This window comes from Pseudomonas sp. LBUM1662 (assembly GCF_059695915.1).
Genome location: NZ_CP166793.1, coordinates 2,753,737 through 2,779,562, shown reverse-complemented (window position 1 = coordinate 2,779,562; position 25,826 = coordinate 2,753,737). Strand labels below are relative to the sequence as shown.

General features: G+C 59.1%; 29 protein-coding genes and 1 pseudogene. 21 read left to right on the top strand and 9 right to left on the bottom strand.

Annotated features, from left to right (window positions below; all coding sequences use genetic code 11):
• Positions 1-320: 320 nt before the first annotated feature.
• The 4 genes from ACA049_RS12590 (at position 321) to ACA049_RS12575 (ending at position 2,767) form a co-directional block, all read left to right on the top strand.
• Entirely contained in the window at positions 321-593 is a 273-nt protein-coding gene (locus tag ACA049_RS12590) for a hypothetical protein (RefSeq protein WP_042932149.1), read from the top strand.
• A 173-nt stretch (positions 594-766) separates the two neighbouring features.
• A complete protein-coding gene (locus tag ACA049_RS12585) occupies positions 767-1,489 on the top strand; it encodes a nuclease-related domain-containing protein (protein ID WP_497336849.1) in 723 nt (240 codons plus the stop codon).
• Positions 1,490-1,906: 417 nt separating this feature from the next.
• Complete coding sequence (locus ACA049_RS12580) at positions 1,907-2,212, top strand: panthothenate synthetase (RefSeq protein ID WP_497335845.1); 306 nt, start codon at positions 1,907-1,909, stop codon at positions 2,210-2,212.
• 114 nt (positions 2,213-2,326) lie between these two features.
• Positions 2,327-2,767 carry a phage infection protein gene (locus ACA049_RS12575; RefSeq protein WP_497335843.1) on the top strand — a complete coding sequence of 147 codons (441 nt, stop codon included), beginning with the start codon at positions 2,327-2,329 and terminating at the stop codon, positions 2,765-2,767.
• Positions 2,768-2,841: 74 nt separating this feature from the next.
• Here ACA049_RS12575 and ACA049_RS12570 read toward each other — a convergent pair.
• Positions 2,842-2,934: pseudogene (locus tag ACA049_RS12570) on the bottom strand (LysR family transcriptional regulator); the annotation flags it as partial.
• A gap of 159 nt (positions 2,935-3,093) precedes the next feature.
• Here ACA049_RS12570 and ACA049_RS12565 point away from each other — a divergent pair.
• The 3 genes from ACA049_RS12565 (at position 3,094) to cls (ending at position 5,808) form a co-directional block, all read left to right on the top strand.
• The gene (locus ACA049_RS12565) at positions 3,094-3,465 is read left to right on the top strand and encodes a DUF6463 family protein (RefSeq protein WP_497335841.1); all 372 of its coding nucleotides are present in this window, start codon (positions 3,094-3,096) and stop codon (positions 3,463-3,465) included.
• A 293-nt stretch (positions 3,466-3,758) separates the two neighbouring features.
• Complete coding sequence (locus tag ACA049_RS12560) at positions 3,759-4,319, top strand: lipid-binding SYLF domain-containing protein (protein WP_497335839.1); 561 nt, start codon at positions 3,759-3,761, stop codon at positions 4,317-4,319.
• 82 nt (positions 4,320-4,401) lie between these two features.
• Complete coding sequence (cls, locus tag ACA049_RS12555) at positions 4,402-5,808, top strand: cardiolipin synthase (RefSeq protein WP_497335837.1); 1,407 nt, start codon at positions 4,402-4,404, stop codon at positions 5,806-5,808.
• 58 nt (positions 5,809-5,866) lie between these two features.
• Here cls and ACA049_RS12550 read toward each other — a convergent pair whose 3' ends face one another.
• Positions 5,867-6,556 (bottom strand): winged helix-turn-helix transcriptional regulator, encoded by a 690-nt coding sequence (locus ACA049_RS12550; protein ID WP_497335835.1) that lies wholly within the window; start codon positions 6,554-6,556, stop codon positions 5,867-5,869.
• A 104-nt stretch (positions 6,557-6,660) separates the two neighbouring features.
• On the opposite strand from ACA049_RS12550, the gene ACA049_RS12545 reads away from it, so the two are divergent.
• The 6 genes from ACA049_RS12545 (at position 6,661) to ACA049_RS12520 (ending at position 10,511) form a co-directional block, all read left to right on the top strand.
• Positions 6,661-7,614 carry a carbon-nitrogen hydrolase family protein gene (locus ACA049_RS12545; protein WP_497335833.1) on the top strand — a complete coding sequence of 318 codons (954 nt, stop codon included), beginning with the start codon at positions 6,661-6,663 and terminating at the stop codon, positions 7,612-7,614.
• Entirely contained in the window at positions 7,611-8,045 is a 435-nt protein-coding gene (locus tag ACA049_RS12540) for a GFA family protein (protein ID WP_497335831.1), read from the top strand. The genes ACA049_RS12545 and ACA049_RS12540 overlap by 4 nt, the downstream gene beginning before the upstream one ends.
• 96 nt (positions 8,046-8,141) lie before the next feature.
• Positions 8,142-8,546, top strand: a complete 405-nt coding sequence (locus ACA049_RS12535; RefSeq protein WP_497335829.1) for an antitoxin Xre-like helix-turn-helix domain-containing protein — start codon at positions 8,142-8,144, stop codon at positions 8,544-8,546.
• Complete coding sequence (locus ACA049_RS12530; protein ID WP_497335827.1) at positions 8,540-9,232, top strand: RES family NAD+ phosphorylase; 693 nt, start codon at positions 8,540-8,542, stop codon at positions 9,230-9,232. The genes ACA049_RS12535 and ACA049_RS12530 overlap by 7 nt, the downstream gene beginning before the upstream one ends.
• 132 nt (positions 9,233-9,364) lie before the next feature.
• Positions 9,365-9,805 carry a phage infection protein gene (locus ACA049_RS12525; RefSeq protein WP_414884332.1) on the top strand — a complete coding sequence of 147 codons (441 nt, stop codon included), beginning with the start codon at positions 9,365-9,367 and terminating at the stop codon, positions 9,803-9,805.
• A 250-nt stretch (positions 9,806-10,055) separates the two neighbouring features.
• Positions 10,056-10,511, top strand: a complete 456-nt coding sequence (locus ACA049_RS12520; RefSeq protein ID WP_497335825.1) for a glycine zipper 2TM domain-containing protein — start codon at positions 10,056-10,058, stop codon at positions 10,509-10,511.
• Between the two features lie 134 nt (positions 10,512-10,645).
• Here ACA049_RS12520 and ACA049_RS12515 read toward each other — a convergent pair whose 3' ends face one another.
• Both ACA049_RS12515 and ACA049_RS12510 read right to left on the bottom strand, forming a co-directional pair.
• Positions 10,646-11,344: a hypothetical protein gene (locus tag ACA049_RS12515; RefSeq protein WP_497335823.1), complete on the bottom strand. Its 699-nt coding sequence runs from the start codon at positions 11,342-11,344 to the stop codon at positions 10,646-10,648.
• A 105-nt stretch (positions 11,345-11,449) separates the two neighbouring features.
• Entirely contained in the window at positions 11,450-11,938 is a 489-nt protein-coding gene (locus tag ACA049_RS12510; protein ID WP_497335821.1) for an Lrp/AsnC family transcriptional regulator, read from the bottom strand.
• Between the two features lie 131 nt (positions 11,939-12,069).
• Between ACA049_RS12510 and ACA049_RS12505 the strand changes: the two genes are divergently transcribed.
• Positions 12,070-13,533, top strand: a complete 1,464-nt coding sequence (locus ACA049_RS12505) for an L-lactate permease (protein ID WP_497335819.1) — start codon at positions 12,070-12,072, stop codon at positions 13,531-13,533.
• Between the two features lie 12 nt (positions 13,534-13,545).
• Here ACA049_RS12505 and ACA049_RS12500 read toward each other — a convergent pair whose 3' ends face one another.
• Positions 13,546-14,220 carry a TetR/AcrR family transcriptional regulator gene (locus ACA049_RS12500; RefSeq protein WP_497335817.1) on the bottom strand — a complete coding sequence of 225 codons (675 nt, stop codon included), beginning with the start codon at positions 14,218-14,220 and terminating at the stop codon, positions 13,546-13,548.
• Between the two features lie 146 nt (positions 14,221-14,366).
• On the opposite strand from ACA049_RS12500, the gene ACA049_RS12495 reads away from it, so the two are divergent.
• Complete coding sequence (locus ACA049_RS12495; protein ID WP_497335815.1) at positions 14,367-14,789, top strand: DUF2871 family protein; 423 nt, start codon at positions 14,367-14,369, stop codon at positions 14,787-14,789.
• Positions 14,790-14,873: 84 nt separating this feature from the next.
• Here the strand turns inward: ACA049_RS12495 and ACA049_RS12490 are convergent, their stop codons facing one another.
• Positions 14,874-15,728: a LysR substrate-binding domain-containing protein gene (locus tag ACA049_RS12490; RefSeq protein WP_497335813.1), complete on the bottom strand. Its 855-nt coding sequence runs from the start codon at positions 15,726-15,728 to the stop codon at positions 14,874-14,876.
• 102 nt (positions 15,729-15,830) lie between these two features.
• Here ACA049_RS12490 and ACA049_RS12485 point away from each other — a divergent pair, with 102 nt between their 5' ends.
• Both ACA049_RS12485 and ACA049_RS12480 read left to right on the top strand, forming a co-directional pair.
• Entirely contained in the window at positions 15,831-16,496 is a 666-nt protein-coding gene (locus tag ACA049_RS12485; protein ID WP_497335811.1) for an FMN-dependent NADH-azoreductase, read from the top strand.
• A 45-nt stretch (positions 16,497-16,541) separates the two neighbouring features.
• Positions 16,542-17,213: a class I SAM-dependent methyltransferase gene (locus ACA049_RS12480; RefSeq protein ID WP_497335809.1), complete on the top strand. Its 672-nt coding sequence runs from the start codon at positions 16,542-16,544 to the stop codon at positions 17,211-17,213.
• Between the two features lie 2 nt (positions 17,214-17,215).
• Here ACA049_RS12480 and ACA049_RS12475 read toward each other — a convergent pair whose 3' ends face one another.
• The 3 genes from ACA049_RS12475 to ACA049_RS12465 are packed head-to-tail and all read right to left on the bottom strand — an operon-like array spanning position 17,216 to position 20,739.
• Entirely contained in the window at positions 17,216-18,448 is a 1,233-nt protein-coding gene (locus ACA049_RS12475; RefSeq protein ID WP_497335807.1) for a nucleoside permease, read from the bottom strand.
• Positions 18,449-18,505: 57 nt separating this feature from the next.
• Positions 18,506-19,603, bottom strand: coding sequence for a sugar phosphate isomerase/epimerase family protein (locus ACA049_RS12470; RefSeq protein ID WP_497336847.1), 1,098 nt, complete (start codon positions 19,601-19,603; stop codon positions 18,506-18,508).
• Positions 19,600-20,739 (bottom strand): Gfo/Idh/MocA family protein, encoded by a 1,140-nt coding sequence (locus ACA049_RS12465; protein WP_497336845.1) that lies wholly within the window; start codon positions 20,737-20,739, stop codon positions 19,600-19,602. The genes ACA049_RS12470 and ACA049_RS12465 overlap by 4 nt, the downstream gene beginning before the upstream one ends.
• Positions 20,740-20,966: 227 nt before the next feature.
• Between ACA049_RS12465 and ACA049_RS12460 the strand changes: the two genes are divergently transcribed.
• From ACA049_RS12460 to ACA049_RS12445, 4 genes are all read left to right on the top strand, one after another.
• Positions 20,967-21,971 carry a LacI family DNA-binding transcriptional regulator gene (locus ACA049_RS12460; protein WP_497336843.1) on the top strand — a complete coding sequence of 335 codons (1,005 nt, stop codon included), beginning with the start codon at positions 20,967-20,969 and terminating at the stop codon, positions 21,969-21,971.
• Positions 21,972-22,092: 121 nt separating this feature from the next.
• Positions 22,093-24,255, top strand: a complete 2,163-nt coding sequence (locus ACA049_RS12455) for an ATP-binding protein (protein ID WP_497335805.1) — start codon at positions 22,093-22,095, stop codon at positions 24,253-24,255.
• Between the two features lie 140 nt (positions 24,256-24,395).
• A complete protein-coding gene (locus ACA049_RS12450) occupies positions 24,396-24,965 on the top strand; it encodes a GNAT family N-acetyltransferase (protein WP_497335803.1) in 570 nt (189 codons plus the stop codon).
• Between the two features lie 250 nt (positions 24,966-25,215).
• Positions 25,216-25,710, top strand: a complete 495-nt coding sequence (locus ACA049_RS12445; RefSeq protein ID WP_497335801.1) for a PaaI family thioesterase — start codon at positions 25,216-25,218, stop codon at positions 25,708-25,710.
• The last annotated feature ends 116 nt before the right edge of the window (positions 25,711-25,826 follow it).

Below are 25,826 nucleotides of genomic sequence, written 5' to 3'. Positions count from 1 at the left end.
ATCTTCAGCGCAAATGGCTATTCGTTCAGCGAAAAATGACCTGATCAATCAGGCCTTTTCCTGTTAAGTAATTGCTTTTTTATCAGGAAAGTCCCCGCTATTTAAGTCGTAAGCGGACACAACCTCCTAAAAATCTTGAATCTAATATGCCAGGTCAACGTTCATACCAGATTTTCACGTAATTCCTACGTCATCCTAGGAAATGTCCACCTCCCCCCTCCAGCGACAACCTCTATAGTCACCACATTGCCCATCAGCAATCAGGTTTGGCGACCTGCAGATCGGATCAGTCCCCATAAATCTGATTCGGAGTTTCACCTATGGAAAGATACATGCCCCTCACCGGAATCGACCTGATCCCGGCCTCCCTGCTCATCGATACCCAAGCTCCACTCGACGTCCTGCAAGCCATGGCTGACTACCGCATCCGCACGGTCACGCAGGTGCTTGAAAACATTGCCTTCCGGGCCGAGCTCGGTTGCGACACGGTGGTGCTGACGGACTTTTCCAAACTGCTGGCCATTCCGTTACGCGATGGCTGTGACTTGATGGACGTCATCGGCCGGCGCTTGCGGGCGCAGGCGGCGGAGTAAATGAAAACGGGCGCCTTGTCAGGCGCCCGTTTTGTTTGTGCTCCGTAATGCTTTACTTGGACGTAGCATCACCGACACCACGAAACCCATATCTCACTGCAAAGGACTGCCATGTGAACCCTTCCGTTATCCTGCAACCCTTAATCAACATCCTGATTTGGCTACTACCGCTGATGCTGGTGTTGACGCTGCTGCAAACTCGTCTGTTCAAAGGCTGGTTCGGTGAACAGCTCGTACGGTTGCTGGCTTTCTTTCTATTGAATCGTCAGATTTACCGCCGCGTTCATGACATAACGCTGATCACCCCAGACGGCACCACGCAGATCGACCATGTGTTTGTGTCGTCCTTCGGCATTTTCGTGCTGGAGACCAAGCACATGCGCGGCTGGATCTTCGGTGGTGAACAGCAGGCTCAGTGGACGCAACAGATCTACAAGAAGCGCTTCCAGTTCCAGAACCCAGTCCACCAAAACTACAAACACTTGAAAGCGCTGCAAGCCGTGCTGGGTATCGGCCAGGAATATGTGCATTCGGTCATCGTGTTTGTCGGTCCGAGCACCTTCAAGACCCGGATGCCGGCGAATGTCATCCACGGCAGTGGCTGGGTCCGTTACATCAAGTCTTTCCAGCAAACGGTGTTCAGCGAAGCGCAGGTGACGGCCATGCTGGATACCCTGCAAACAGGCCGTCTGGCGCCGACGTTCGCTACCCGGCGTGAGCATGTGCAACGTCTGAAGCAGCGCAACGATCCATCAGTCTCTCGCCAATGCCCGCGCTGCGGCAGTGCGCTCGTGGTGCGTACATTCAAAAGCGGTTCCAGGATTGGTCAACAGTTTTGGGGATGCAGCACATTCCCCAAGTGCCGAACGATGCAGCCCATTACGCCAAGCAACTAAGCTTTATCAGGAAGCCGTCTCGCAAAACCCTGAAAAATTCAGGAGCCGAACCATGAGCAAACAACCCCAACCCCGCAGCCGCTCCAACCCTCAACCCCGTTCCCGCCCGGTCGTGCCAAACCTGCCCAGCAAAAACGGAAACAAGTCCGGAGGCTTGCGCGGTAACTACCCGCCTAAGCAGTCGAGTTGAGCGCTAAGCGGTTCGTCCCCCGAGCCGCGTTGCAAGGCCGATCCCAGGACTTCTCACCGCTTGAAGCGAGGCTTCACGACCACCGGTAGCCCTGCACAAGGGCCGGCACACGCTTCGCTATTCTTGATAGAACGAGCTGCGAGGACTGTGGCATTGAAGGCTGGCGGCACGGGGGTCAGGCGCAAAGGCCTGGCGATAGGGTTGCAGGTTGAGCAGAGGATTGAATGATGAAGATGTTACTGATGGTCGAATGCCCTAATGAACCCTTCAACTCCCTTGTCAAAGCCGGGACGGTGGGCGAAGTGATTGAGCGCATTCTGGCGAGCATCAAGCCGGAGGCGGCGTATTTTACCGAGCAAGATGGCACGCGCGGCGGGATCTTTCTGGTCGACGTGAAAGAGCCATCCGACATCCCCGCTTTGGCCGAGCCCTTTTTTCTCAACTTCAATGCCAACTGCAAGTTCCGAATTGTGCTGAGCGCGGAGGATCTGCAAAAGGCCGATTTGGGGAGGCTCGGGCAAACCTGGGCGTAAGGCGCATCCATTGCCGCCATCGATAGTCACCATCAACTCAATGAAGTTCTCATAAAAACTCCGGGGCGTAACATCGCCTCCATACCAAATAACTACACCCCGGAGCACACAATCATGAAACGCCAAATCCTCCTCAGCATCGCTTTCTCGGTTTTTGCAGTTAACGCTTTCGCCGCTACCTCTACTCACCCGGTCGTCGCTGAAGGCGGCTCGGATCGTCTGATTGAAAGTCGTGTGGCTGAGGGTGGTTCGGATCGTTTGATCGAAAACCGCGTCGCTGAAGGTGGCTCCGACCGTCTGATCGAAAACCGCGTCGCTGAAGGTGGTTCCGATCGTATGATCGAAAACCGCGTCGCTGAAGGTGGTTCCGACCGTTTGATCGAAAACCGCGTCGCTGAAGGTGGTTCCGACCGTCTGATCGAAAACCGCGTTGCTGAAGGTGGTTCCGACCGTCTGATCGAAAACCGCGTCGCTGAAGGTGGTTCCGACCGTCTGATCGAAAACCGCGTTGCTGAGGGTGGTTCCGACCGTCTGATCGAAAGCCGCGCTGTGTAAATGAATGGCTTTACCGCAGTACTCAACGAAAAACCCGGCCTGATCAGCCGGGTTTTTTACGCTCTGATTTTACTCAGCCAGGCAGCGCTGCTGCACAACATCGCCGTGCGCGGGGCAATCCCTGCCTGCGCCAGCCTCGTCAGCGCGGCCTCGCGATAAGGGCACGGCGGTGCAGTATTTGATGGTCAATGAGAAAAAAGCCGAGGACCCGGCGTGTGGGCGTTTGAAGGATCGGTGGTTGCTCAGTTCAAGTGAAGTAAATAGCGAGCGTCCACACCTGTCTTTGAGGTACAAAACACCCGATCAAACACTTACCGCTACGGAGCATGGAAGATATGTCAAACATCGTCGCATGGACCCTGTTCGCCTTGGGCGTCTTACACATCCCATTCGGTATCATCAAGTTCAAAACAGCATTCGCCGCCGCGGTAGGCTCTGGCTTCGTTGACCAGTTCAAAGCGCACGAAGATCGGCGTACTGCCCTCTGGTTCACCCTGCTGGGGCCACTTTTTATGCTCGCCGGGCATACAGCGATTCACGCCGTGGCGGTTGGCGATCTCGCGCTGCTTAAAATTGTTGGTCTCTATGTGCTTATGATCTCGATCATTTGCGTCATTGCTGTTCCAAAGTCGGGGTTCTGGGCAACGCTTCTGGTTTCTCCACTGATCATCGCAGCCGGGTATGGCTTGTACGCCTGACAAACGGTTCATACCGTTCGCTTCGCTTACTCTCTTCAAAACAAATCCGAGAATCATCTGGCCGGCCTCCCCTGCCTCACGGTATTTACCGACGAACCCGCCCCGCGCCCAGAGGTCAAAGCAGTTGATGGCATCGCCAATGATCAAAGGCCTCGAGCCTGTTTCATTCAAGGACGAAGCCAGTCGTTCACACACTGTAGGGTGCGCCGGATAAATTTCAGTAGGCTCGAACTCTGCCCAGGGCAGGTGCTGACTGCTGCTCACATCCAATGCTCCCGAATCGGAGTACGAAAATGACTCAGTCAATGCGGTTCTTCCTATCCATAGTCCTCGCGACTGCCTCGCTGGCATCGGCGAGTTTCCTGAACACTGCCGGTGCGGCAACCGCCGAGGACCTGAATACCGACTCTCGGCAAGCCTTGCAAACGCTCTACAAGACTCATCCATTTGCCGAGACCATGTCGCACAACGCCAAAGCGATCCTGGTTTTCCCGAAAATCATCAAGGCCGGCCTGGTGTTTGGTGGCAGCTATGGCGAAGGCGTTTTGTTCAAAGGCAAGACTGTTGAGGCTTATTACAACTCCGTCACCGGGTCATGGGGGCTGCAGGCAGGAGCCCAGTCTTATGGCTATGTGGTTTTCCTCATGACCGACAAAGCAGTGAACTATGTTCGCGAAACCAAGGGGTGGGAAATCGGCGTAGGGCCCACCGTCGTTGTAGTGGATGAAGGGATCTCGAAGAACCTGTCCAGTTCGACGCTGAAGGACGATGCCTACGCGTTTATATTTGACCAGCAAGGGTTAATGGCCGGAGTCAGCATCGAGGGCACGAAGATTTCCCTGATCAAACGCTGAAATCCCTCTCTAAGGGCGCCTTGCGTTGTCTGCAAGACGCCCCGACAGCGCGTTATCACCGTCCTCGCCGAGAGGTGGCCTGATGAATCTTCTAACCAGCTGCAAGGGTGTATGTATTCCTCTGGTGCTGTGCGTGGCGGTGTTCCTGACAGTGGTGATTTCCTGCAGTACATTGCCGAGGATAGTGCCCGACATGGCTCGCGCGCCCTCTGCGCCAGTGCAAGTCGACGGGATCCACGGACCTCTGTCTACCGAGCGCAGCAAAGCCATTCTCGACCGACTCAAGTCCACAGGCGCAGAAACCAACATCTTCGATGTGCACCTCGCTATCGAAGAATCCGTTGTCGGTAGTCCGCTAACGGAAGGAAACAAGGTCGACTTGTTGCAGGACGGCCCCACCACCTACCAGTCGATGATCAAAGCCGTGGAAGGTGCGCGCGACCACATCAACATGGAGACCTACATCCTTGACGATGATGAAGTCGGCCAGCGCTTCGCCGCCGCACTGATCGCTCAGCAACACAAAGGCGTGCAGGTCAATCTGATCCGCGACAGCGTCGGAACCCTTGGAACACCCTCAGTGTTTTTCGCTCGATTGACCGAAGCGGGCATCAAGGTGCTGGAGTACAACCCGGTCAATCCGGCGACGGCCAAAGCGGGCTGGGACGTGAACCAGCGCGACCACCGAAAGCTGCTGATAGTGGACGGCCGTGTTGCCTTTCTTGGCGGGATCAACATCAGCAGCGTCTATTCGGGGGGCTCGTTCAGCACTCAGTCGAAGACTCGCCCCACGGGTGATTTGCCCTGGCGCGATACCGACTTGCGCGTCGAGGGGCCGGTGGTTGCGGATCTGCAAAAGCTGTTCATCGAAACATGGACGACCCAGAAAGGTGAACCGCTCGCCGCTCGCGACTACTTTCCGCCACCAGAGCGCAAAGGCACCGAGGTGGTGCGCGCCATCGGAAGCTCGCCAAATGAGCCGTTCAGCCTGATCTACGCGACGCTGATTTCGGCGCTGCATAGCGCGCAGACCGAGATATGGCTGACGAACGCCTACTTTGTGCCCGATCCGCAGTTGCTGGCGGCACTCAAGGAGGCGGCGGCACGTGGCGTCGACGTCAAACTGGTGCTGCCCAGCAGCACTGATTCGGCGCTGGTATTTCATGCCGGACGCGCTCACTACAGCGAGCTTCTGAAGGCCAACGTCAAGCTTTACGAACGCCGTGACGCGCTGCTCCACGTCAAGACGGCGGTCATCGATGGCGTGTGGTCGAGCGTCGGCTCTACCAACTTCGACTGGCGAAGCTTTCTGCACAACGATGAAGTCAACGTGGTTGTGCTGGGCACCGGGTTCGGAAAAAAGATGCAGGCGGCATTCATGGCTGATCTGGCGAAGTCGAACGAAATCAAGCTGGAAGAGTGGCAGCGCCGCTCGCTCGCGGTGAAAGCCAAAGAGCAGATGGCGCTACTTTGGGAATACTGGCTCTGAGTCGAGTGGCGCATCGCCGGGGTGCGCTCTTCTGCTCCCTGACGGGTATTTCGCCAACCTACCGAGTCACTGCCGCACGGCGAGTCCCCGCAAACGCACTCGTACCCAACCAGCGCCACAAGCTTTCCGCATCCTTCACCGCGCCATCCACACGCAGCTCTTGCGACTGAAGCACTTCCCGCGGTGTGCGGTCGCCGGTCCAGACCTCGGTCAACGCGCGCACGCTGGAATCCACGACCAGCGTCAGTTCACGACCAGGATCATCGCGACACAGGTCCGCCACGCCCTGCTCCACCACCAGCCACCACGCCTGCTCGCCGGGTCGCGCATCGCGGAAGGTGAACTGGATGACCACCGGGCGGGACGGGAACGTCTCGATGCGCACGAATCGGCGCACGTCCCACATCAGCAAGCCGGCGTCGAGTTCGTCATCGCGCAGGCGACTGCCGATCCAGCGTGCGCCCCAATGCCCCAGCGCCATGATGATCGGGCGCAGTTCCTCGCCCGCCTCGGTCAGGCTGTATTCCCAGACTTTGCCGGTGGCCGTGCGGTGGATGACGCCGATGTCTTCCAGATGGCGCAGCCGTTGTGTCAGCAGGTTGGTGGACATCCGGGGGACGCCGCGGTGCAGTTCGTTGAAGCGTTTGCTGCCGCACAGCAGCTCGCGCACCACCAAGGGTGTCCAGCGCTCGCACAGCGCTTCCGCACCGCGGGCGACCGTGCAGAACTGACCGTAGCCTTCTTCCATCGCCTGGACTCCGCAACTGCAACGCTTCACTTTTTGAACTAGCCCGGCCTCTTCGCCACGCGCACGCTCATGCCTTCGAAAGCCAGATTTCAAAGGAGAACGCCATGATCACGGTAGCCATCATTCAGCGCCCGCCCGTGCTGCTCGATCGCAGCGCAACGATCACCCGGGCCGTGCAATCGGTCGCCGAGGCTGCGGCGGCGGGCGCCTCGCTGATCGTTTTGCCCGAATCGTTCATTCCCGGTTATCCGTCGTGGATCTGGCGGCTGGCGGCAGGTAAGGACGGGGCTATCATGGGCCAGTTGCACACGCGGTTGCTGGCCAACGCCGTCGACATCGCCAGCGGTGACCTGGGCGAATTGTGCGAAGCCGCCAGGGTTCATGCGGTGACGATCGTGTGCGGCATCAATGAATGCGACCGGCGCACGGGAGGCGGCACGCTCTATAACAGCGTAGTCGTTATCGGTCCGGACAGCGCCGTGCTCAACCGCCACCGCAAGCTGATGCCGACTAATCCAGAGCGCATGGTGCATGGCTTCGGCGATGCCTCCGGGTTGCGCACGGTCGACACACCGGTCGGTCGCGTGGGCGCGCTGATCTGCTGGGAAAACTACATGCCGCTGGCGCGCTATTCGCTGTATGCCCAAGGGGTGGAAATCTACGTCGCGCCCACGTACGACACCGGCGAGGGCTGGATCAGCACGATGCGGCACATTGCACTTGAAGGCCGCTGTTGGGTGCTGGGCAGTGGCACCGCGCTGCGCGGCAGTGACATTCCCGAGGACTTCCCGGCGCGTGCGCAACTGTTTGCCGATCCGGAGGAATGGATCAATGACGGCGACTCGGTGGTGGTCAGTCCGCAAGGCAGGATCGTGGCCGGCCCGTTGCACCGGGAGGCCGGTATTTTGTATGCGGAGATCGACGTCGCTCTCGTGGCGCCAGCACGGCGGGCGCTCGACGTCACCGGGCATTACGCGCGCCCGGATATTTTCGAGTTGCAGGTGCGGCGCACGCCGACGACAGCTGTGCGTTTCATCGACGAAGGAGTCACGCCATGAGCATTGAACGGACTTACAAGGGCAGTTGTTTCTGCGGCGCGGTCGAGATCACCGTCAGCGGCGAGCCCGCCGGAATGGGCTATTGCCATTGCGAGTCGTGCCGGCATTGGTCAGCAGGCCCGGTCAACGCCTTCACGCTGTGGAAACCCGACGCGGTGCACGTGACGCGGGGCGCCGACAACATCGGCACCTACAACAAGACTCCGCGCAGTTACCGAAAGTGGTGCAAGACGTGCGGCGGACACCTCTTCACTGAACACCCTGAGATGGGGCTGATCGATGTATATGCCGCGATCATTCCGGATCTCGAATATTCGCCGGGCGTTCACGTGCACTATCAGGAGACGGTGCTGCGGATCAAGGATGGGTTGCCGAAGTTTAAGGATCTCCCCGGAGAGTCAGGCGGATCGGGTATCAGCGTGGAGGAATAGCGCCGTCATTGGAGATTCCATTGGTCGGGCCTGTCTTGCTCTGTAGATTCAATAGCTATAGTTTTGAATCTATGGATTTACAGTGAGGCACAGAACATGGCAGTCCCCCTCCAGGAACAAGCCTTCACCAAGGCCCAATGCGTCACAGGCCTACGCGCCGCAGTAGGCATTCTCGAAAAATGGAGCGCCTCCAGCGAGCAGGCCTGTCGCATCCTGCGCATTTCCCGTAGCACCTACACCCGCGCCCGGCAGCGTGATCCGTCGTGGTCCGTGACACTCGATTCCGACCAGATGCAGCGCATCAGTTTTGTGCTCAACATCCACGCCGCGCTGCGCCTGGTCTTCGATAACCCGGATAACGTCTACGGCTTCCCGTCGATGGCCAACCACAACGAGTTTTTCAATGGCCGCAGTCCGCTGGAGATCATGGCTCAGGGCGACATGATTTCCTTGTATGAAACCTTCAAGCGCATCGACGTGCTGCGCGGTGCGCAATGGTGACGGTGAGCGAACTGGCAGAACTGGCCGGCGAGCAGTTGCAGGCTTACCGACTGGTCAATTCGAAGTTTCCACCGATTGCGATGTTTGATGACGTGGCGGACGCGGATGAGTTTGAGGTGCTGTATCAGATTCAGGCGCTGACGAATCCCAGGCTGAAAAATGAAGTGGGTCATCTTGAGTTGATTGCGCGGGATCAGATCCCGTTCGGTATTCCGGGCTGCTCTTACGCGACGGCGCCTTTCACTCACGTCAACCCGGCGGGTTCGCGGTTCAGCGATGGCAGTTTTGGGGTGTTGTATCTGGCGGATTCCATGGAAACGGCGTTGGCCGAGGTGCGGCATCACCAGAGTCTGTACTGGTCGAACGTGCCGAGTCTCAACTATGAGCGATTTGTGTTTCGGGGGTTGTCCTGCTCTTTCGTGGATGCGGCGATGAGAGATGCGACCGCCATTGCGATGACTGATCCTGTTTATGATCCTGACGATTACACGGCATCGCGGCGTTTGGGGAGGTCGGTCAAAGAGGCGCGCTGCGCTGGGATTCGTTACCACTCCGTGCGTCTGCAGGGCAGTTATTGTTGGGCGCTGATGACGCCGAGACCGGTTTTATCCATCATTCAAACGGCGCATTACGAGATGGTCTGGAATGGTCAGATGACCAGTGTCAGCAAGATCAGCGAGGCTTGAAGCGTCTGGACAGGGCCTTTCGCATTCATTGCCGACATCGATAGTTACAATCGACTCAATGAAGTTCTCATAAAAAATCCGCGGCGTAAGATCGGCTCCATACCAAACAACTACACCCCGGAGCACACCATCATGAAACGCCAACTCTTCCTCAGCATCGCATTCTCGGTTTTTGCAGTTAACGCTTTTGCCGCTTCTTCTGCTCACCCGGTTGTCGCTGAAGGCGGCTCGGATCGTCTGATTGAAAGTCGTGTGGCTGAGGGTGGTTCGGATCGTTTGATCGAAAACCGTGTTGCCGAAGGTGGTTCGGACCGTCTGATCGAAAACCGCGTTGCTGAAGGTGGTTCCGACCGTCTGATCGAAAATCGCGTCGCTGAAGGTGGTTCGGATCGTCTGATCGAAAACCGCGTTGCCGAAGGTGGCTCCGACCGCCTGATCGAAAACCGCGTTGCTGAAGGTGGTTCGGATCGTCTGATCGAAAACCGCGTTGCCGAAGGTGGTTCGGATCGTCTGATCGAAAACCGCGTTGCCGAAGGTGGTTCCGACCGTTTGATCGAAAGCCGCGCTGCATAAATGAATGGCTTTACCGATGGACTCAACGAAAAGCCCGGCCTTATCAGCCGGGCTTTTTTACGCGCTCTGTCTCGTCCTGAATAAGGTTTACACCTTCTGACTTCTTATCAGGAAGGTGCAATGGATACGGGCGCAAAACGCAGTCAGCGAGATTACACGCTGAATATAAAGGCACCCTCCAGACTTTTTCGTCTACCGTGAATTGATGCGTTTGCAAGATCAACTTCCTCGTAACTGCTGGAGTCTGAGCATGAAAACTATCACTTGCTGGTTGACGACTACGCTGTTGAGTCTGGCGCTGTGTTCCTGTGCCGCGGTCGACGCCGGGAGCGGAGGCGCGGGCGAGATGGAAATTCGCTCGGGGAAAATCGAGCAGATTACCCAGACGCAAATGCAGACCAACCACGACAGTGGCGTGGGGGCCATCTTAGGCGGCATCGGCGGTGCTGGCCTCGGTAGCCTGATCGGTCGTGGCACCGGTCGGGATGTTGCGATGATCGCCGGTGCGCTTGCAGGTGCAGCAGGCGGTAATTATGCGGAAAAGAAAAAATACGACCAGCCGAAAGAAGCCCAGCAGATCATTGTGCGGACCAACAGCGGCGTGCTGGTTTCGGTGACCCAGCCGATCAACCCGGTACTGACCAAAGGCATGAGCGTTTATGTCGAGGGTGCCGGTAGCGAAGCGCGGGTGGTACCGCAAAGCTAGCCCTGTGTCTCGGGACCCGAGCGCTCGTCGGCGCGCCACGCGGTGTTTTTTGAGGTTTTCGACAGGGCGCGAGCCGCGGTCATCTTTGCGGTGGATATGAACATCGGCAGCCCCTTTTTGCGAGGGGCTGACGATCACTCATTCAAGTCCTTGACCAAGTAGCGGTCCACGATTTGCGCGACGCCCGTCAACGCAGTCCGTAGCAATTCCGGTTCTGTGCGATAGCGCAACGGCTCATAGCCATAGGTGTTGGCACCGTTGAATGCCGTGATCGGCTCATTGCGTTGCCAGATCAGTTCATCGCCACGTTTCATGACACCACTCACAGCGATCGTCGGGTACACCACGCTGCTGAAGCCTTGAGTCAGGGCGAAACCCCAGTTGAGGACGGTCAACTGAATCTGCGCATCGGCCTGTTCGTTTTCACCGACGATCTTGAAACGACCGGTAGCGGCCAGTTGTTCCTCGAAGCTCTTCTTGACCAACTCGCCCAGGTCAATATCAGCGCTTTCCATGTTGAAAAGAATCGCATCGACCGTCGACATCGAGGCCAGGTCGCCGGCCTTCAGACCTGCTGCAAACCCGGCTCCACCCAAAGCCGCCGTACCCAGTTTCGATGCACCTGCCGCCATACCCACACCCGTACCGACGCCGGCGCCCAACGCCGCGCCCCATGCCTGCTCACGTCCCATGTAACTCATTTCCCGGAGCTTCCACGACACCGGGAGGATTTTCACGGTGTGAATCTGCGTACGGTATTCGGGTTTGAATTTCTGGTTGGCGCATCCAGCAAGGCAAAGAACGGCAAACAACAGAACAGCGATCTTGTTCATGTACAACTCACGGCACGAAAGGAATGTGCGTACGTTGTCGTCACGGTCGTGAAATTCTGAAGAGTGTTTGAGCAGCGTGACAGGCGAATCGCAAGGGGCAATGGGTTACCCCGCCCCGCTCGGCACATCAAGCCCGACTTTCACACGGTCCAGCGCCACGATGGTCTTGAACCAGGTCACGTTGGCATTTTCGGCAAACAATCGCCGCGCCAACGCCTGGTATTCCTGCATGCTCGCGACGGTCAACACCAGGACGAAATCCACTTCGCCGGTGACGTAGTAACACTGCTGAACTTCGGGCACCGCGAAGTGGGCCTTCATCGACTCCAGCGCCTCAAGGCTGGTGCGCTCGGCCATCACTTCCACAATGATCGTGATCGGCCGCCCTACAGCCGTTGGATCGACAATGGCGACATTGCCCGTGATAACGCCCTTCTCTTCCATTCGCTTGATACGGCGCTGAACGGCGGCCGTGGAGAGGTTGACCTGCTCGGCCATCAGGCGCAGAGGCATGGTGTTGTCGCGCTGGACCAGGTCAAGGATGGCGCGGTCGAATTTGTCCAGCGATTCAGTTGCAGCGTCGTGTTTTACCATGGTCGGCCCGCGAGAAATTTTCTCGAAAACTACCAGAAAACAGCGACCCTTTATCTAGCCGCGAGAAATATTATCTTGCTTGCCGTCTGCATGTGCAGCCTGGCGGGAATTCACACAAGGATAGTATTGGCATGCTCGCACTGTTCCATCTTTCCCCTGTCCTGTTGGTCACGGCCATGCTCGTCGTGCTGCGCCGGCCGCCCGTTCACGCCGCCATGGCAGGCACCCTGCTCGTCGTGGTGCTCTGGCTTGCCGGAGCGGCCGACGCGTGGCGCCCGGACAGCATGCTGGGCGCCGCTCAAGATACGGCCGTGCTGTTTGCAAGTACCGCGTTCGTGATTGTGCCGGGTCTGGCCTTCGTGATTCTTATCGAGCGCTTGGGCGTGAACCTGGCGCTGAGCCAATGGGTGCGTTCACTGGGTCTGGGACGCGGCGATCAGGTGGTGTTCATCGTGCTCGGGCTGGCACCGTTACTGGAAGCGATGACCGGCTTCGGCGTGTCATTGATCGCGACGGTGCCGCTGTTGCTCAGCCTCTTCGAGCGCCGGGTCGCGTTGCGAATTGCATTGACCGGCATGGCAATCATGCCGTGGGGAACGCTGGGCCTGGCGTCGGTCATTGGCGCCTCGCTGGCTCACCTGGACGCCGCCGCGCTGGCTTCGACCTCGGCACTGACCAGCGCACTGGTCTTTTTGGGCCTCAGTGTGATGGCGCTGTATCTGGCCGGCGTTCGTGAATTGCGGGACTGGAGTTCGCTGGGCGTTTTCTGGCTGCTGTTTGTGGCTGTGCTTTACAGTGCCAGTCGGTGGTTCGGGCCGGAAGTGGCCGGTGTTGCCGCAGGCCTGCTGACGGCAGCCGTTGTACTCTCTGCCGGGTTGTGGCGCCTGCATCGTAGCGACAGCGAACGCGGTGCGGTGCAATGGCCGCGTCAGGCGTGGCCGTATCTGCTGCTGATTGCTTTCATCGTCGCGTTGAAAATGCTGTGGACGATCACCTCTTGGCAGGACGTTTGGTTGGTACAGGGCGCCCAGGTCACCTGGAAGCCGCTCGCGTCGCCGGGTTTGGCACTGATTCTGGTGCTGATCGGGCTAAGGTTTCACACGCGCAATACACAACCGCTGACTGGCCCTGATGTCAGCCTGTTTGCTGCGTTGGCGGCGCGCGCGAAGCGGCCACTGTTGACCATCTTCTTCTTTCTCGCGATGTCGCAAATGATGGTGAAGGCCGGCTTCCTGGCGGGCCTGATGCAATTGCTGGAAGGCCTGTCACCCACCGCCGCGACGTCGCTGGTTGCTCTGCTTGGCGCGCTGTCTGGCTATATGACCGGGTCGAATGTCGGCGGCAACGCGATCTTCATGCCGGCCATCGCAATGATGCCCGAGCCTTCTCGTCTATTGCTGGCAGCGGTGCAGAACAGCTCGGCAGGACACGCAGCACTGGGGTCCTTGTCGATCGTCATGCTGATTCTGGGACTCGCCAAAACCCAGGCCAGTGAAGAAGGCGAACTGGTGAGGTTTGGCTTCACGCTGGTCTGTCTCAATACTGCGTTGGTCGCGTTGGGCGCCGGGTTGCTGAGTGGATGGGCGTTCCAATGAGCAGCGTGCGGATTAGCCTGTAGACCGCGAACTCGTCGCTTTGCGCTTGTGTCGTGTCTCCTCATCCTCCGCCAGTGCCTGACGAACCAGCGCCCGAGCCGCCCAGGCGGCGGCGTCGAGTGACTCTTCGACGCTCGCGCCACTGATATCACGCACGGCAATCAACGCCTCGGTGCCCATGACAATCGACAGCGCCTGCTTCAGCCGTTTGCTCGCTCGGGGTGAGAGCACGTCCTTCAGCGAGTCGACAATCGGTTCGATGTAACTCATGCGTCGCCCCGGTCGCAGGGGCGCCTCGTGGGACTCGTTTTCGAGCCACACCGTCATGAACGAACGCTCCATTACGTGCAGGCCGATCTCGTCGTCGATCAAGAGTTTGTTCAACGCGTTCGCCGCCAGACCAATGCCCTTCACCGGATCGTCCCCCGGCTGCCAGAGGTGTTCCAGCGGCGTCATGTCGCGGTCTGCCGCCGTCTCGCTGATCAACGCCTCGGTCGAGGGAAAGTAGCGATACGCCGTGGCCCGCGACACCATTGCGCGTTCGGCCACTTGCGCAACCGTCGGGTTATGGCCTTCGTCGCGCAATGCGATTGCGGCATCGATCAGCGCCTGGCGGGTTCGGCGCTTCTGGTTGTCGCGGCCCTGATCGCCGTCTCCGCTGGACGGGCTTGACTTCGAAATTGGCATGGAGTAAATGAGATCCTGTCTTGTCGTGAGACACGAGTCTCATAATAGACACTGAAAATCCAACCAACAAGTGGTCGCCCCGCAGGACCGAGAGTGACGACTTCACATGCAACTGAGCGCGCCGCAGGGCGCATGAGGTGAATGCCATGAATCACAACCCCCGTTCGCGGACCTGGTTTCGGCTGGCTGCTCTCTACTTTGCCATTGGCGTGATGCTGGGCGTAGCGATGGGCGCTTCCGGCGACCACTCGCTGTTCGCGGTGCATGCCCATGTCAATCTGTTGGGATGGGTGTCGATGGCCCTGTTCGGCATCATCGGTACCGCCCACCCGTCGATCACCGAAGGACGCGTTGCTGCGGCGCAGTTCTGGACGTACAACATTGGCGTCCCGGTGATGCTCGGCGCACTGACGCTGCGGCTCAAGGGCTTCCCGTCAGTGGAGCCTCTGATTGGCGTCGCCTCAATTCTGAATGGCTGCAGCGTGCTGCTGTTTGTGTGGCAGGTGTTCACGCGCATCGGTGCGAGGCAGCACGCGAATCGCGCCTGTCTTGACGCGCAAAACACGTAGCCGCTCTGGGCAGCGTCGGTGCGCGGTGAATCTGCCCCGGATCGATGGCTGCCCTGTGCAACTGACCGCTATCCACCGCGACAATCAAGCCCTGCGCGTGGCGCAATACTCCACCATGAGCTGAGTGACCGCGGCCACCATCGCCTGATCCGCTTCAGGCGAGGTGAACAACCGACATTGCGCATCCGGCAAATCCGGCAACCCTTGTTCCACCCCCAGCACGGCCAGTCCCTGTCCCAACTGACTGAGTGGCATCGGCGCTATCGCGAAGCCTGCGAGTGCCGCCGCCCGCAACCCGGCCGTGCTGCTGCACAACATCGCCGTGCGCTGGGCAATTCCCGCCTGCGCCAGCCTCGTCAGCGCAGCCTCGCGATAAGGGCACGGCTCGGGGAACAGCGCCAGCGGCAACGGCTTTGGTAAATCGGTGACAGGTTGCGCCGACCAGGCCCACACCAGCGGTTCCTGCCACAGCAACCGCCCCGCTTCGCTGGTTTCGCACAGAGAACCGATGACCACCTCCAGATGCCCTTGCTTCATCAGCGTCAGTAACGTGCCCGGAATACTCACCTGCACCTCGATCTCCATCCCTGGATACTGCGCCGCGAAATCCTGAAAAGTGCGCAGTAATCGAGACTCGACAAAATCCTCGGACACACCGATCCGCAGCCTTCCTTGAAACGGCGTGCGGGTCAGTTCTGTCCAGGCATCACGGTTCAGCGCGAGGATCGTGCGCGCATAAGAAACCAGGCGCTCGCCATCGACAGTCAGCTGCTGGGAACGGGTGGTACGCGTCAACAGGGGTTTGCCAATCTGCTCTTCCAATCGCCGCACGTGGCCACTGACCGCCGACTGAGTCAGGTGCAGCTTCTGGGCGGCACGGCTGAAGCCGTCTTCATCGACGACCGTGACAAATGTTTTGAGCAGCAGCGTATCGAACATAGTTTTCTACGTGATTAATCGAGGCTTTATTTACGATTTATATTTCAAATACAACTATGTTGCAATGCGTCCACCTACCCCGCCCCCCAATCAAGGTGTGCCATGACGACCCTTCTCCATATTCAATGCTCTCCACGCCAGCAGCGTTCGGCCTCCCTCGAAGTCGCCCGCAGCTTCATTGCGCGTTATCAGGAAAACACGCCGGACACGGAGGTCATCACGCTCGACCTCTGGAACATGGCGTTGCCGGAATTCGATGAGCGGGCGATGGAGGCCAAATACGCCGGACTCAATGGCACGCCGTTGACCCCGGCGCAACAGGACGCCTGGAACACCTTGAAGGATCTGGCGGCGCACCTGCACAACGCGGACGTGCTGGTGATGTCGGTACCGCTGTGGAATTTCAGCATCCCTTACAAACTCAAGCACTTCATCGATCTGGTGTCGCAGAAAGACATCCTGTTCAGCTTCGACCCTGAACGCGGTCTGGAAGGCATGCTGAACCACAAAATCGCTGCGGTGATGTACGCCCGCGGGCTGGATTTTTCGGCGCAGTCGAGCACGCCGGCAACGCGCTTCGACTTTCAGAAGCCCTATGTTGAAGCCTGGCTGGAATTTATTGGCGTGACGGATGTGTATTCGGTGATTGTGGAGAAAACCATCATGGGGGATGACGTTGATCGCAGCGCGCGTGAAGCGGCGACGCAGCAGGCCAGGAGATTGGCTGACAGCTTGTCGCTGAGACTTGAGGAAGCCAGTCAGTCTTGATACTTGTCCTATCCTTCTAACCAACCCACAACACCGGACACCGACATGCCCGCCCCCGAATCCACCCTCCTCGACAGCTGGCACCACAACGCCCACGCCTGGATCGAAGCCATCCGCAGCGGCGCCATCGAAAGCCGCCTCACGGTCACCGATCAGGCGATCCTGCTGGCGGTGTTGGGTCGCCAACCGGAACGCGTGCTCGATCTGGGTTGCGGCGAAGGCTGGCTATTGCGCGCACTGGCTCAACGGGGCATTGCGGCGGTCGGGGTGGATGGCGATGCGACGCTGATCGAGGCGGCACGGGCGGCGGGCGCTTCGCGGGTGCATGTAGCGAGCTATGAAGCGTTGGTGGAAGCGCAGGTGGACATCGGCCGCGACTTTGACCTGATCTGCGCCAACTTCGCTTTGCTGCATCAGGACATCATCCCGCTGCTCGCCGCCATGAACGCCCTGCTCGCCCCGGGCGGTGCGCTGGTGATCCAGACGCTGCATCCGTGGGCCGTGGCGGCGGGCGACTATCAGGACGGTTGGCGGGAAGAGACCTTTGCCGGGTTCAAGGGCCAGTGGCAACCGATGCCGTGGTATTTCCGCACCCTGTCCAGTTGGCTGAATGCGCTGGACATGGCCGGTTTTCGGCTGGCCGGCCTGCAGGAACCGCAGCACCCGCAAAGTGCGGTGCCGCAGTCGTTGCTGTTGGTGGCCGAGCCGCGCCAGTGAGTTCAGACGGTTGACTGAACAACCGCCGCCTGCCGCCCTTTGAACGCCAGCCCGAAGCAGAAAAATATCGCCAGGGCGAACCCGGCCGGAAACAACCAGATGCTCTTCCAGTCATGGCTGCCCGTCAGCGCAAAGTGATCGGTCACCTGCCCTGCGACCCAGAATCCGATCAGCATGCCCAAGCCGTAGGTCGCCAAAGTAATCAGGCCTTGAGCCGAACTTCTGAAGCGCTCCGGTGCTTTGGCGTCGGTGTAGATCTGGCCGGACACAAAGAAGAAGTCGTAGCAGATGCCGTGCAAGGCGATGCCGGTAAACAGCATGAACGCCAGGTCGCCGTTGTTCCCGTAGGCGAACAGCACGTAGCGCAAGGCCCACGCCAGCATGCCCACCAAGAGCGCAAGCTTGATCCCGAAGCGGTGAATGAACAGCGGCAAAAGCAGCATGAACAGCACTTCGGACACCTGCCCGATGGCCATTTTTGCCGTCGGGTTGGTCACGCCGATTTCCGCGAGAAACGGATTGGCATTCTGGTAATAAAACGCCAACGGAATGCAGATCAGAATGGAGGCGATGAAGAACACCAGGTAACTGCGGTCCTTCAACAAACTCAGTGCATCCAGCCCGAGCATTTGCTTGACGCCGCTGCGGCCTGCTTCAGGCTTCAGTGGTGCGGTGCGCGGCAAGGTGAAGCTGTAGAGACCGAGCACCAGAGAGGCAATCGCCGACATCAGAAAGGTATTGCGCAGCCCGCCTGACGAAATCATCGCCTGGGAATCCCAGGCAAACACAAAACTGATGACCACACCGGCCACGATCCAGCCGATGGTGCCCCACACGCGAATGCGGGCGAACTCGAGGGCCGGGTCGCGCATCTGCCGGAACGCCACGGAGTTCACTAGTGCCAGGGTCGGCATGTAGATCATCATGTACGCCAGCACGTACGGGTAAAACGTGCTGAAGTCCGGCGCGCGATACAACTGATACAGCAACACGGCACCCACCAGGTGCAACACCGCGAGGATGCGTTCGGCATTGAAGAAACGGTCGGCGATCAAGCCGATCACAAAGGGCGCGATGATCGCGCCCCAGGACTGGGTCGAGAACGCCATGCCGATCTGCCCGCCGCTGGCGCCCAGGTTACTGGCGAGGAACGTACCGAGGGTGACGAACCATCCGCCCCAGATAAAGAATTGCAGGAACATCATGGCGCTCAATCGCGCGGTCATCGTGGACATAAACAGTCACCGTCTTATTGTTTTTTTTGTTGGAGAGTGGAGCGAACAACGTTGTGATCAGGCGTCGGGCAACCCCAGCAATCGTCGATTGAACGCTTCGTCTGACTGCACGCTGGCGAAATCGTCGAACGCCTTCTGCGTCTTGGTGATCATGTGCTGCTCGATGAACGCCGCCCCTTGCGCGGCGCCTTGGGCGGAATCTTTCAGGCAACATTCCCACTCGAGCACGGCCCAGCCGCTGAAGTCGTATTGGGTCAATTTGCTGAAGATCGATTTGAAGTCGATCTGGCCATCGCCCAGCGAACGGAAACGCCCCGGCCGCTCGACCCAGCCTTGGTAACCGCCATAGACGCCCGAGCGGGCATCGGGCCGGAACTCGGCGTCTTTGACGTGGAACATGCGGATGCGCGCGTGGTAGCGATCGATGAAACCGAGGTAGTCCATTTGCTGCAGCAGCAGATGACTGGGGTCATACAGAATCGCCGCGCGCGGATGGTGATCCACCGCCTCCAGAAAACGCTCGAACGAGGCGCCGTCATGCAGGTCTTCGCCGGGGTGGATTTCGTAGCACAGGTCGACACCGGCCTCCTCGAAGCAATCAAGAATCGGCAACCAGCGTTTCACCAGTTCGGCAAAGCCTTGTTCGACCAATCCGCTTGGGCGTTGCGGCCATGGGTAGATATAGGGCCACAGCAGCGCACCGGAAAAGGTCGCGTGGGCCTTCAAACCCAGGCGCTGACTGGCGCGGGCGGCGAGCTTCAACTGCTCGATCGCCCACTCGGTGCGCGCCTGTGGCTGGCCGCGTAAATGCGCGGGGGCAAAGTCGTCGAACAAGGTGTCGAACGCCGGATGCACCGCCACCAATTGGCCTTGCAGGTGCGTCGACAACTCGCTGATTTCGACGCCCGCGTTAGCGCAGACCGCTTTCAATTCGTCGCAGTAATCCTGACTTTCTGCGGCGCGCGCCAGGTCGATGTATTGCGTGCCCAGGGTCGGCAACTGGATGGCCTTGTAGCCTTGGGAAGCCGCCCATTGGGCGATGTTGGCCAGTGTGTCGAAAGGTGCTTCAGCGGACATGAACTGCGCGAGGAAGATCCCCGGACCACGCAGGCCAGCTTGGTAAGTAGGGTTCACGGGTGAGTGCTCCGGGGTCATTGAGGGCAGACCAGTTCGGTCCATTTCGTGTCGCCACGATGATTGGCAATCACGGTTTCGATAAAGGCCATGCCACGCAGCCCGACGTCGATGCCCGGTACGCCGGGGGCGGCGTTGCCGCCGACGTTGCTGCGGATCGCGCTGGCGAAATCGCCGTAGAGGTTGGCCATCGCTTCCAGATAACCCTCGGGATGCCCCGCCGGCAAACGCATGCGCCGGGTCGCGGCGTCGCACAACCAGGGTTGGCCGACACCGGAACGCAGCACGCGCATCGGTTGATCCAGTGAACGATGGATCAGGCTCGACGGTTGTTCCTGACGCCACTCCAGGCCGCCCTTGTCACCGTAGACGCGGATCTTCAGCGGGTTCTCTTCGCCCGCGCAGACCTGGCTGGCAATCAACACACCGCTCGCGCCATCGGCCATCTTGAACAGCATTGCGGCGTCGTCGTCCAGTTGTCGGCTGGCGATGTGGGTATTCAACATCGCGCACAGGTGCTGGATGGGTTGGTCGGCGACGAATTCGGCCAATGAAAAGGCATGGGTGCCGATATCGCCGATGCAGCCGCCCAACCCGGACTGCTCAGGCAGATCGCGCCAGCCGGCCTGCTTGTTGCCCTGCCCCGCCACATCCTCGCTCAACCAGCCTTGGGGGTACTCGACAATCACTTTGCGCACGGTGCCGATCACGCCGTCGCGCACCATCTGCCGCGCCTGCCAGACCATCGGATAACCCAGGTACGTGTGGGCCAAGCCATACAGGCGATCACTGCGCTCAAGCACAGCCTTGAGCGGCAGCAACTCGGCCAGATTCAACGCCGCCGGTTTTTCGCTGAACACATGGAACCCCGCGCTCAGCGCCTGGCTGGCAATCGGCGCGTGCAGGTGATTGGGCGTGACAATGATCAGCAGCTCCATGCGCTGATCGGCGGGCAGCGCGCGCTCGGCCTCCAGCATCTGGCGCCAGTCGCTGTAGCAGCGCGATGCGAACAAGCCCAGCGCGGCACCGGTGTCCTGATTGTTGCGGGCGTCGCGACTGAACGCGCCACACACCAGTTCAAAACGACCGTCGAGCCCGGCAGCCTGACGGTGGGCCTGCCCGATGAAGGCACCCTCCCCGCCACCGACGAAACCCATTCTTATTTTTGCCACTGGAACAGTCATCGCAATTCTTCTCTGTTTGAGGCGGCTTCAGGCGGCTTTTCAGAAATGAATCCTCAAGCCGATGTAACCGGTTACATCGTGACGGAAATTTAGGCGCTGTTTTATGAGGTGTCAAACCCCGAATGAATCGCCAGGAAAATTTCGGGGTGACGTCCACCTGCGCTAAGCTCGCCGCTGCACAGTTCGATAACGAGGTGGTCTTGTCCAATATCCGCGAAGTGGCCCGGCTGGCCGGCGTCTCCGTCGCCACGGTGTCCCGAACGCTGAAGTCGCCTGAGCGCGTGCTTCCCGACACGCGCGACAAGGTCAACGCCGCCGTGGAAAAAGCCGGTTATCGACCGAACCTGATGGCGGTGCAATTTCGTTCACGCAGAACCGGCAACCTGGTGATTCTGGTGCCAGCCATCGCCAACACCTTTTTCGCCAAGGTGATCAGCGGTGCACAACAAGCCGCCCAGCTCGCCGGTTATCGGCTGTTGCTGTGCGACACCCAGGGCCGCGAGGAAATCGAACGGGAATTTGCCGAATTGGTGTACGCCCATCAGGCCGATGGCGTGATCCAGTTGCGCGCCTACGACCCTTTCGAAGCGCCCTTCCCCAGCGCCGAATTGCCGCCGATCGTCAATGCCTGCGAGGTGATTCAGGGCGGCCGCCACCCCACCATCAGCCTCGACAACCGCGCGGCCGCCAAGGCCATGACCGAGCATCTGATCGAACTCGGCCACCGCCGCATCGGCCTGATCAAAGGCCCGAAAAGCAGCCCGCTGACCCGCGACCGCGTGGCCGGTTATCAGGACGCCTTGCATCAGGCCGGCATCGCGTCGGACCCCGCGCTGATCTGCCATGGTGATTTCAGTCTCAAGGCCGGCGATGACGGTGCCGCTGCGATGCTGGCATTGCCCGACCGCCCCACGGCGCTGTTTTGCGAAAACGATGAAATGGCCATCGGTGCGTTGAAACGCATCAAGCAACAGGGCCTGCGAGTGCCCGAGGACATTTCATTGGTGGGTTTCGACGACATCCCTTTCGCCGCGTACTGCGATCCGCCCCTGACGACCATCTCGCAACCCGCCGAAACCTTCGGCCAGAAAGCCGTGGAGATGTTGATTGCGCTGATCGAGAAGAAACCGCTCGCACAACGGCATGTGGTGTTGCCGTTTGAATTAACGTTGCGCAACAGCACCGCGGCGGTCAGGTCGCGCTGATACCCGCTGGATCAGAGCGCCGCCGCACGCCCAAAACAAAGAAACCTCACGCATTCGGTCACACCGGTGGAACCTAGTCGGAGGGCCAGCCTCGGATGTATAAATCTGCGTGGGTAATCACATGGCAATCGAGGCGACGTTACTGCGCCAGCGCAAGGTGCTTGCCGAGTTTGGTGAGCTGGCGCTGGTGTCAGACGATCTTGAGCACATCCTCGACGAAGCCTGTCGTTTGGTCGGGGACGCGCTCGAGACTCATCTGGCCAAGTTCATGCTGCTGCAAGAAGACGGCGTCACCTTCTTTGTGCGAAACGGCGTTGGCTGGACGCCGGACGTGGTCGGAAAGGTCTGGGTTCAAGCCTGCGAAGGAAGCCCTGAGCGGTTTTCACTGGACACGGACGCCCCGGTGATTTCGACGGATATTTCGACAGAAACTCGCTTCCGCTATCACGATTTTCAAAAGGAAAACGGAGTAAAAGCCTTCGTAAACGTGCTGGTGTACGGGGCCACGGAGAACCGCCCTTTTGGCATCTTCGAGGTCGACAGTCGAAGCCCTCGCCACTTTACGGACAGCGACATCGATTTTCTTCGTGTCTACAGCAACCTGCTCGGCGCGGTGTTAAAGCGCTCCAATACCCTGCAGGCCATGCGTTCGACGGAAGAACGCTTGCGCGAAAGCGAAAGACACTACCGAATTGCGGCGGAACTCAATCCGCTTTGGCCCTGGACGGCGGACAAGGCCGGCACACTGAAATCCATTGATCAGCGCTGGTATGAATACACCGGGATGACCTCGGCAGAGACTTTAGGGCATCAGTGGGCAAAAGCGGCTCACGCTGAGGACCGAGAATCCCTGGAAAACCTCTGGAGTCGATCCCTGGCAACGCTGGAGCCGTTCGACACGCAAGTTCGGCTGCAAAAAAATACCGGGGAATATCGCTGGTTCAGAACCCGTGCGTTGCGCAGCTTCGACGCTGCCGGACAAAGCGAGCAGTGGTACGGAACGATCGAGGATATCGACACGCGGGTGCAATTGGAGGGTGCGCTTCGAGACTGGAACGACTTGCTTGAGGACCGTATTGCCCAGCGTACGGCGCAGCTTGAGTCTGAACAGCAAGAACGCGCCATGACCGAATCCAAGCTTCGGCAAAGTCAGAAAATGGAAGCGGTCGGCCAACTGACTGGCGGCATCGCCCATGATTTCAATAACTTGCTGGCGGGCATTATCGGCAGCCTGGAGCTGCTGCAACGACGTATCGACGCGGGGCGCTTCGATGAGCTGACGCGCTATGCCTGCGTGGCGATGACCTCGGCATCACGGGCCGCTGCTTTGACCCAACGACTGTTGGCGTTTTCGAGACAGCAATCACTCCAGCCTGAACTGCTCGAACCCCGGACAGTGGTGGCAGGCCTGGATGAAATGATCCGGCGCTCGGTCGGCCCCAGCATCATCGTCGAATGCTCTTTTCGCGCAAACGATCGCATCCGGTGTGACCTCAACCAGCTGGAAAATGCGCTGCTTAACCTCGCGATCAATGCCCGGGATGCCATGCCCAATGGCGGCACCCTGAACCTGGGCGTCGATCGATGCGTCATCGATCAGGCATCGTCTACCGAGAAAATGGTGCCGTCAGGTTCCTACGTCACGATATCGGTGACGGATTCAGGCACGGGCATCAGCGCGGAGAATTTATCGCGCATCTTTGACCCGTTCTTTACCACCAAGAAGATTGGGGAAGGCACTGGCCTGGGCCTTTCGATGATTTACGGCTTCACCCAGCAATCCGGCGGGCAGGTCAGGGTTCACAGCAGCCTGGGTGTGGGCACCACCGTGACGATGTTCTTTCCAGTGGACCATTCGCAGCCTGCCCAGAACACAGCCGATTCGGATGAGACTCAAACGACGGAGCCGTTCGGCCACAACGAAACCATCCTGCTGGTGGACGATGAAACGGCCATTCGGCAAATGGCCTCGGAGTTTTTGTCCGACATGGGCTATCGGGTCATTGAAGCGGTCGACAGCGTCTCTGCCATCCGGCAAGCGGAAAAGCTCGAACACATCGATCTGCTACTGACGGACATCGGCTTGCCCGGACTGATGAACGGAGTCGCGCTGGCGGCGGAGTTCAAGGCGAAATACCCGCAACTCAAGGTGCTGTTCATCACCGGTTTCGCGGGTGGTTCGAACCTGGTTTCCGTTGATTCGACCACCCGGCTATTGACCAAGCCGTTCAGCCTGAACGACCTCGGCCAGCGCGTGCGCTCGCTGGTCAGCGCAGGTTCATGACTGAGTGTTGGGCTAAGGAACCGGTGATTGAGCGCACCGGCTGTCCAGTTTACCTGTCAGCGAGCGGATATCGGTCCAGCGCCCCCCCGCATAAGACTAGGGTGAATGAGCAGTCCCATTAATGAGCTGGAGTTCATCGCATGTCTTATGACGCAAGCATCAACCAACGTTTCAAGGATGAAACCGATGGGCTGGCCAGCGAATACTGGGTGGAATCCTTGGCGGACGGTACGCCCCTGCTGATTCGCGAACTGGCGGAAACGGATCGAGAGCGGGATCTGGCCTTTTTCAACGAGCTCGGCAAAGGCAAACCGCATTTTCATTTTCTGGCCTCGTTCAGCAACCTGGTCGAACCCCACGACCAGCTCATGGACATCAATCTGCACAATCGCATGGCCTTCCTGGCGCTGGCATACGAAGGCAGTCAGCTGATTGAAGTGGGTACGGCGCGTTACGGGGCGTACGAAGGCGACGCCCATTGCGAGTTCGCCGTGGCGGTGGTTGAACGCTGGCAACGACGAGGCGTCGCCAAGGCGCTGTTGCAACATTTGATGGACACCGCCACACGCCAGGGCTTCAGCAAAATCTCGTCAATGGATTCCTCTGGTAACGAGGCGATGCATGGTCTGGCAGTCCATATGGGATTCACCAGCAGAAACGACGACCAGCATGGGCCGCAGATCTTTCATGAGTACGTTCTGGCGCCCTAGTTTCATCCTGCGGTTTGCGCAGCCTGCGCTTTCGCGTGTCGCGCACAGCCGATCTTGATGCCCGCCAGCCTGGCGGCATCGCATTGCCCGACAGGGCACGGTTGCTCATGCCGTTCGCTTGAGTCCGCTGGACCCGGAAATATTCACGATGCAGGTGGGCATGTCGCTCGGGATTGCCCGAGTGACCGCAGCTTGCTTGCAGCGTTAAAATCCGCCGGGTTTGGTTCCCCTGTTTGAGGAAGATCCCGTTATGTCCAGTCTCGACACCTCCCTGCAAGACAGCGCCGCGCCTGAAGGCGTTTGTTATGGCTGCGGCAGCAGCAATCCGCACGGGCTCCACATCAAGAGTTTCTGGGATGAGGACGGCGTGCATGTCATGGCCGAGCACATCCCCGATCCCATGTATTGCGGCTGGCCGGATCTGGTGTACGGCGGGTTGATCGCGATGCTGGTCGACTGCCATTCAAACTGGACAGCGATGGCCTACCACTACCGTTCTGAAAACCGCGAAGTGGCCAGCCTCCCCCGCATCAACTGCGTCACCGGCAACCTCGGCATCAAGTTCATCAAGCCGACACCGATGGGTGTGCCTTTGACGCTGCGTGCGCGAGTGGAAGGAGATGTCGGGCGCAAGACTCATGTGATCTGCGAGGTTTACGCCGGGGACGTGCTCACGGCGGTTGGAGACTCGGTTTTTGTGCGCGTGGATACTGAGCAATTGGCGGCTGCGGCGCATAGTCGGTAGTGAATTTCTACGCACTAGAGATAGGCTGATATAAACGTTCAGCCATCTCACTAAACACCGCGAACAGAGCTGACGATAAAAAATTATGTGTGGCGATTCGAATGTGGACTTTAATG

Excerpts from the sequence above, each read along its gene's own strand:
- ACA049_RS12505 (WP_497335819.1), top strand. The coding sequence starts at position 12,070 with ATGCTCGCACTGTTCCATCTTTCCCCTGTCCTGTTGGTCACGGCCATG.
- ACA049_RS12455 (WP_497335805.1), top strand. The coding sequence starts at position 22,093 with ATGGCAATCGAGGCGACGTTACTGCGCCAGCGCAAGGTGCTTGCCGAG.
- ACA049_RS12565 (WP_497335841.1), top strand. The coding sequence starts at position 3,094 with ATGGAAGATATGTCAAACATCGTCGCATGGACCCTGTTCGCCTTGGGC.
- ACA049_RS12485 (WP_497335811.1), top strand. The coding sequence starts at position 15,831 with ATGACGACCCTTCTCCATATTCAATGCTCTCCACGCCAGCAGCGTTCG.
- ACA049_RS12530 (WP_497335827.1), top strand. The coding sequence starts at position 8,540 with ATGGTGACGGTGAGCGAACTGGCAGAACTGGCCGGCGAGCAGTTGCAG.
- ACA049_RS12525 (WP_414884332.1), top strand. The coding sequence starts at position 9,365 with ATGAAACGCCAACTCTTCCTCAGCATCGCATTCTCGGTTTTTGCAGTT.
- ACA049_RS12550 (WP_497335835.1), bottom strand. The coding sequence starts at position 6,556 with ATGGAAGAAGGCTACGGTCAGTTCTGCACGGTCGCCCGCGGTGCGGAA.
- ACA049_RS12575 (WP_497335843.1), top strand. The coding sequence starts at position 2,327 with ATGAAACGCCAAATCCTCCTCAGCATCGCTTTCTCGGTTTTTGCAGTT.
- ACA049_RS12545 (WP_497335833.1), top strand. The coding sequence starts at position 6,661 with ATGATCACGGTAGCCATCATTCAGCGCCCGCCCGTGCTGCTCGATCGC.
- ACA049_RS12500 (WP_497335817.1), bottom strand. The coding sequence starts at position 14,220 with ATGCCAATTTCGAAGTCAAGCCCGTCCAGCGGAGACGGCGATCAGGGC.
- ACA049_RS12580 (WP_497335845.1), top strand. The coding sequence starts at position 1,907 with ATGAAGATGTTACTGATGGTCGAATGCCCTAATGAACCCTTCAACTCC.
- ACA049_RS12540 (WP_497335831.1), top strand. The coding sequence starts at position 7,611 with ATGAGCATTGAACGGACTTACAAGGGCAGTTGTTTCTGCGGCGCGGTC.
- cls (WP_497335837.1), top strand. The coding sequence starts at position 4,402 with ATGAATCTTCTAACCAGCTGCAAGGGTGTATGTATTCCTCTGGTGCTG.
- ACA049_RS12480 (WP_497335809.1), top strand. The coding sequence starts at position 16,542 with ATGCCCGCCCCCGAATCCACCCTCCTCGACAGCTGGCACCACAACGCC.
- ACA049_RS12510 (WP_497335821.1), bottom strand. The coding sequence starts at position 11,938 with ATGGTAAAACACGACGCTGCAACTGAATCGCTGGACAAATTCGACCGC.
- ACA049_RS12590 (WP_042932149.1), top strand. The coding sequence starts at position 321 with ATGGAAAGATACATGCCCCTCACCGGAATCGACCTGATCCCGGCCTCC.
- ACA049_RS12465 (WP_497336845.1), bottom strand. The coding sequence starts at position 20,739 with ATGGGTTTCGTCGGTGGCGGGGAGGGTGCCTTCATCGGGCAGGCCCAC.
- ACA049_RS12515 (WP_497335823.1), bottom strand. The coding sequence starts at position 11,344 with ATGAACAAGATCGCTGTTCTGTTGTTTGCCGTTCTTTGCCTTGCTGGA.
- ACA049_RS12535 (WP_497335829.1), top strand. The coding sequence starts at position 8,142 with ATGGCAGTCCCCCTCCAGGAACAAGCCTTCACCAAGGCCCAATGCGTC.
- ACA049_RS12560 (WP_497335839.1), top strand. The coding sequence starts at position 3,759 with ATGACTCAGTCAATGCGGTTCTTCCTATCCATAGTCCTCGCGACTGCC.
- ACA049_RS12585 (WP_497336849.1), top strand. The coding sequence starts at position 767 with ATGCTGGTGTTGACGCTGCTGCAAACTCGTCTGTTCAAAGGCTGGTTC.
- ACA049_RS12445 (WP_497335801.1), top strand. The coding sequence starts at position 25,216 with ATGTCCAGTCTCGACACCTCCCTGCAAGACAGCGCCGCGCCTGAAGGC.
- ACA049_RS12475 (WP_497335807.1), bottom strand. The coding sequence starts at position 18,448 with ATGTCCACGATGACCGCGCGATTGAGCGCCATGATGTTCCTGCAATTC.
- ACA049_RS12495 (WP_497335815.1), top strand. The coding sequence starts at position 14,367 with ATGAATCACAACCCCCGTTCGCGGACCTGGTTTCGGCTGGCTGCTCTC.
- ACA049_RS12450 (WP_497335803.1), top strand. The coding sequence starts at position 24,396 with ATGTCTTATGACGCAAGCATCAACCAACGTTTCAAGGATGAAACCGAT.
- ACA049_RS12470 (WP_497336847.1), bottom strand. The coding sequence starts at position 19,603 with ATGACCCCGGAGCACTCACCCGTGAACCCTACTTACCAAGCTGGCCTG.
- ACA049_RS12490 (WP_497335813.1), bottom strand. The coding sequence starts at position 15,728 with ATGTTCGATACGCTGCTGCTCAAAACATTTGTCACGGTCGTCGATGAA.
- ACA049_RS12520 (WP_497335825.1), top strand. The coding sequence starts at position 10,056 with ATGAAAACTATCACTTGCTGGTTGACGACTACGCTGTTGAGTCTGGCG.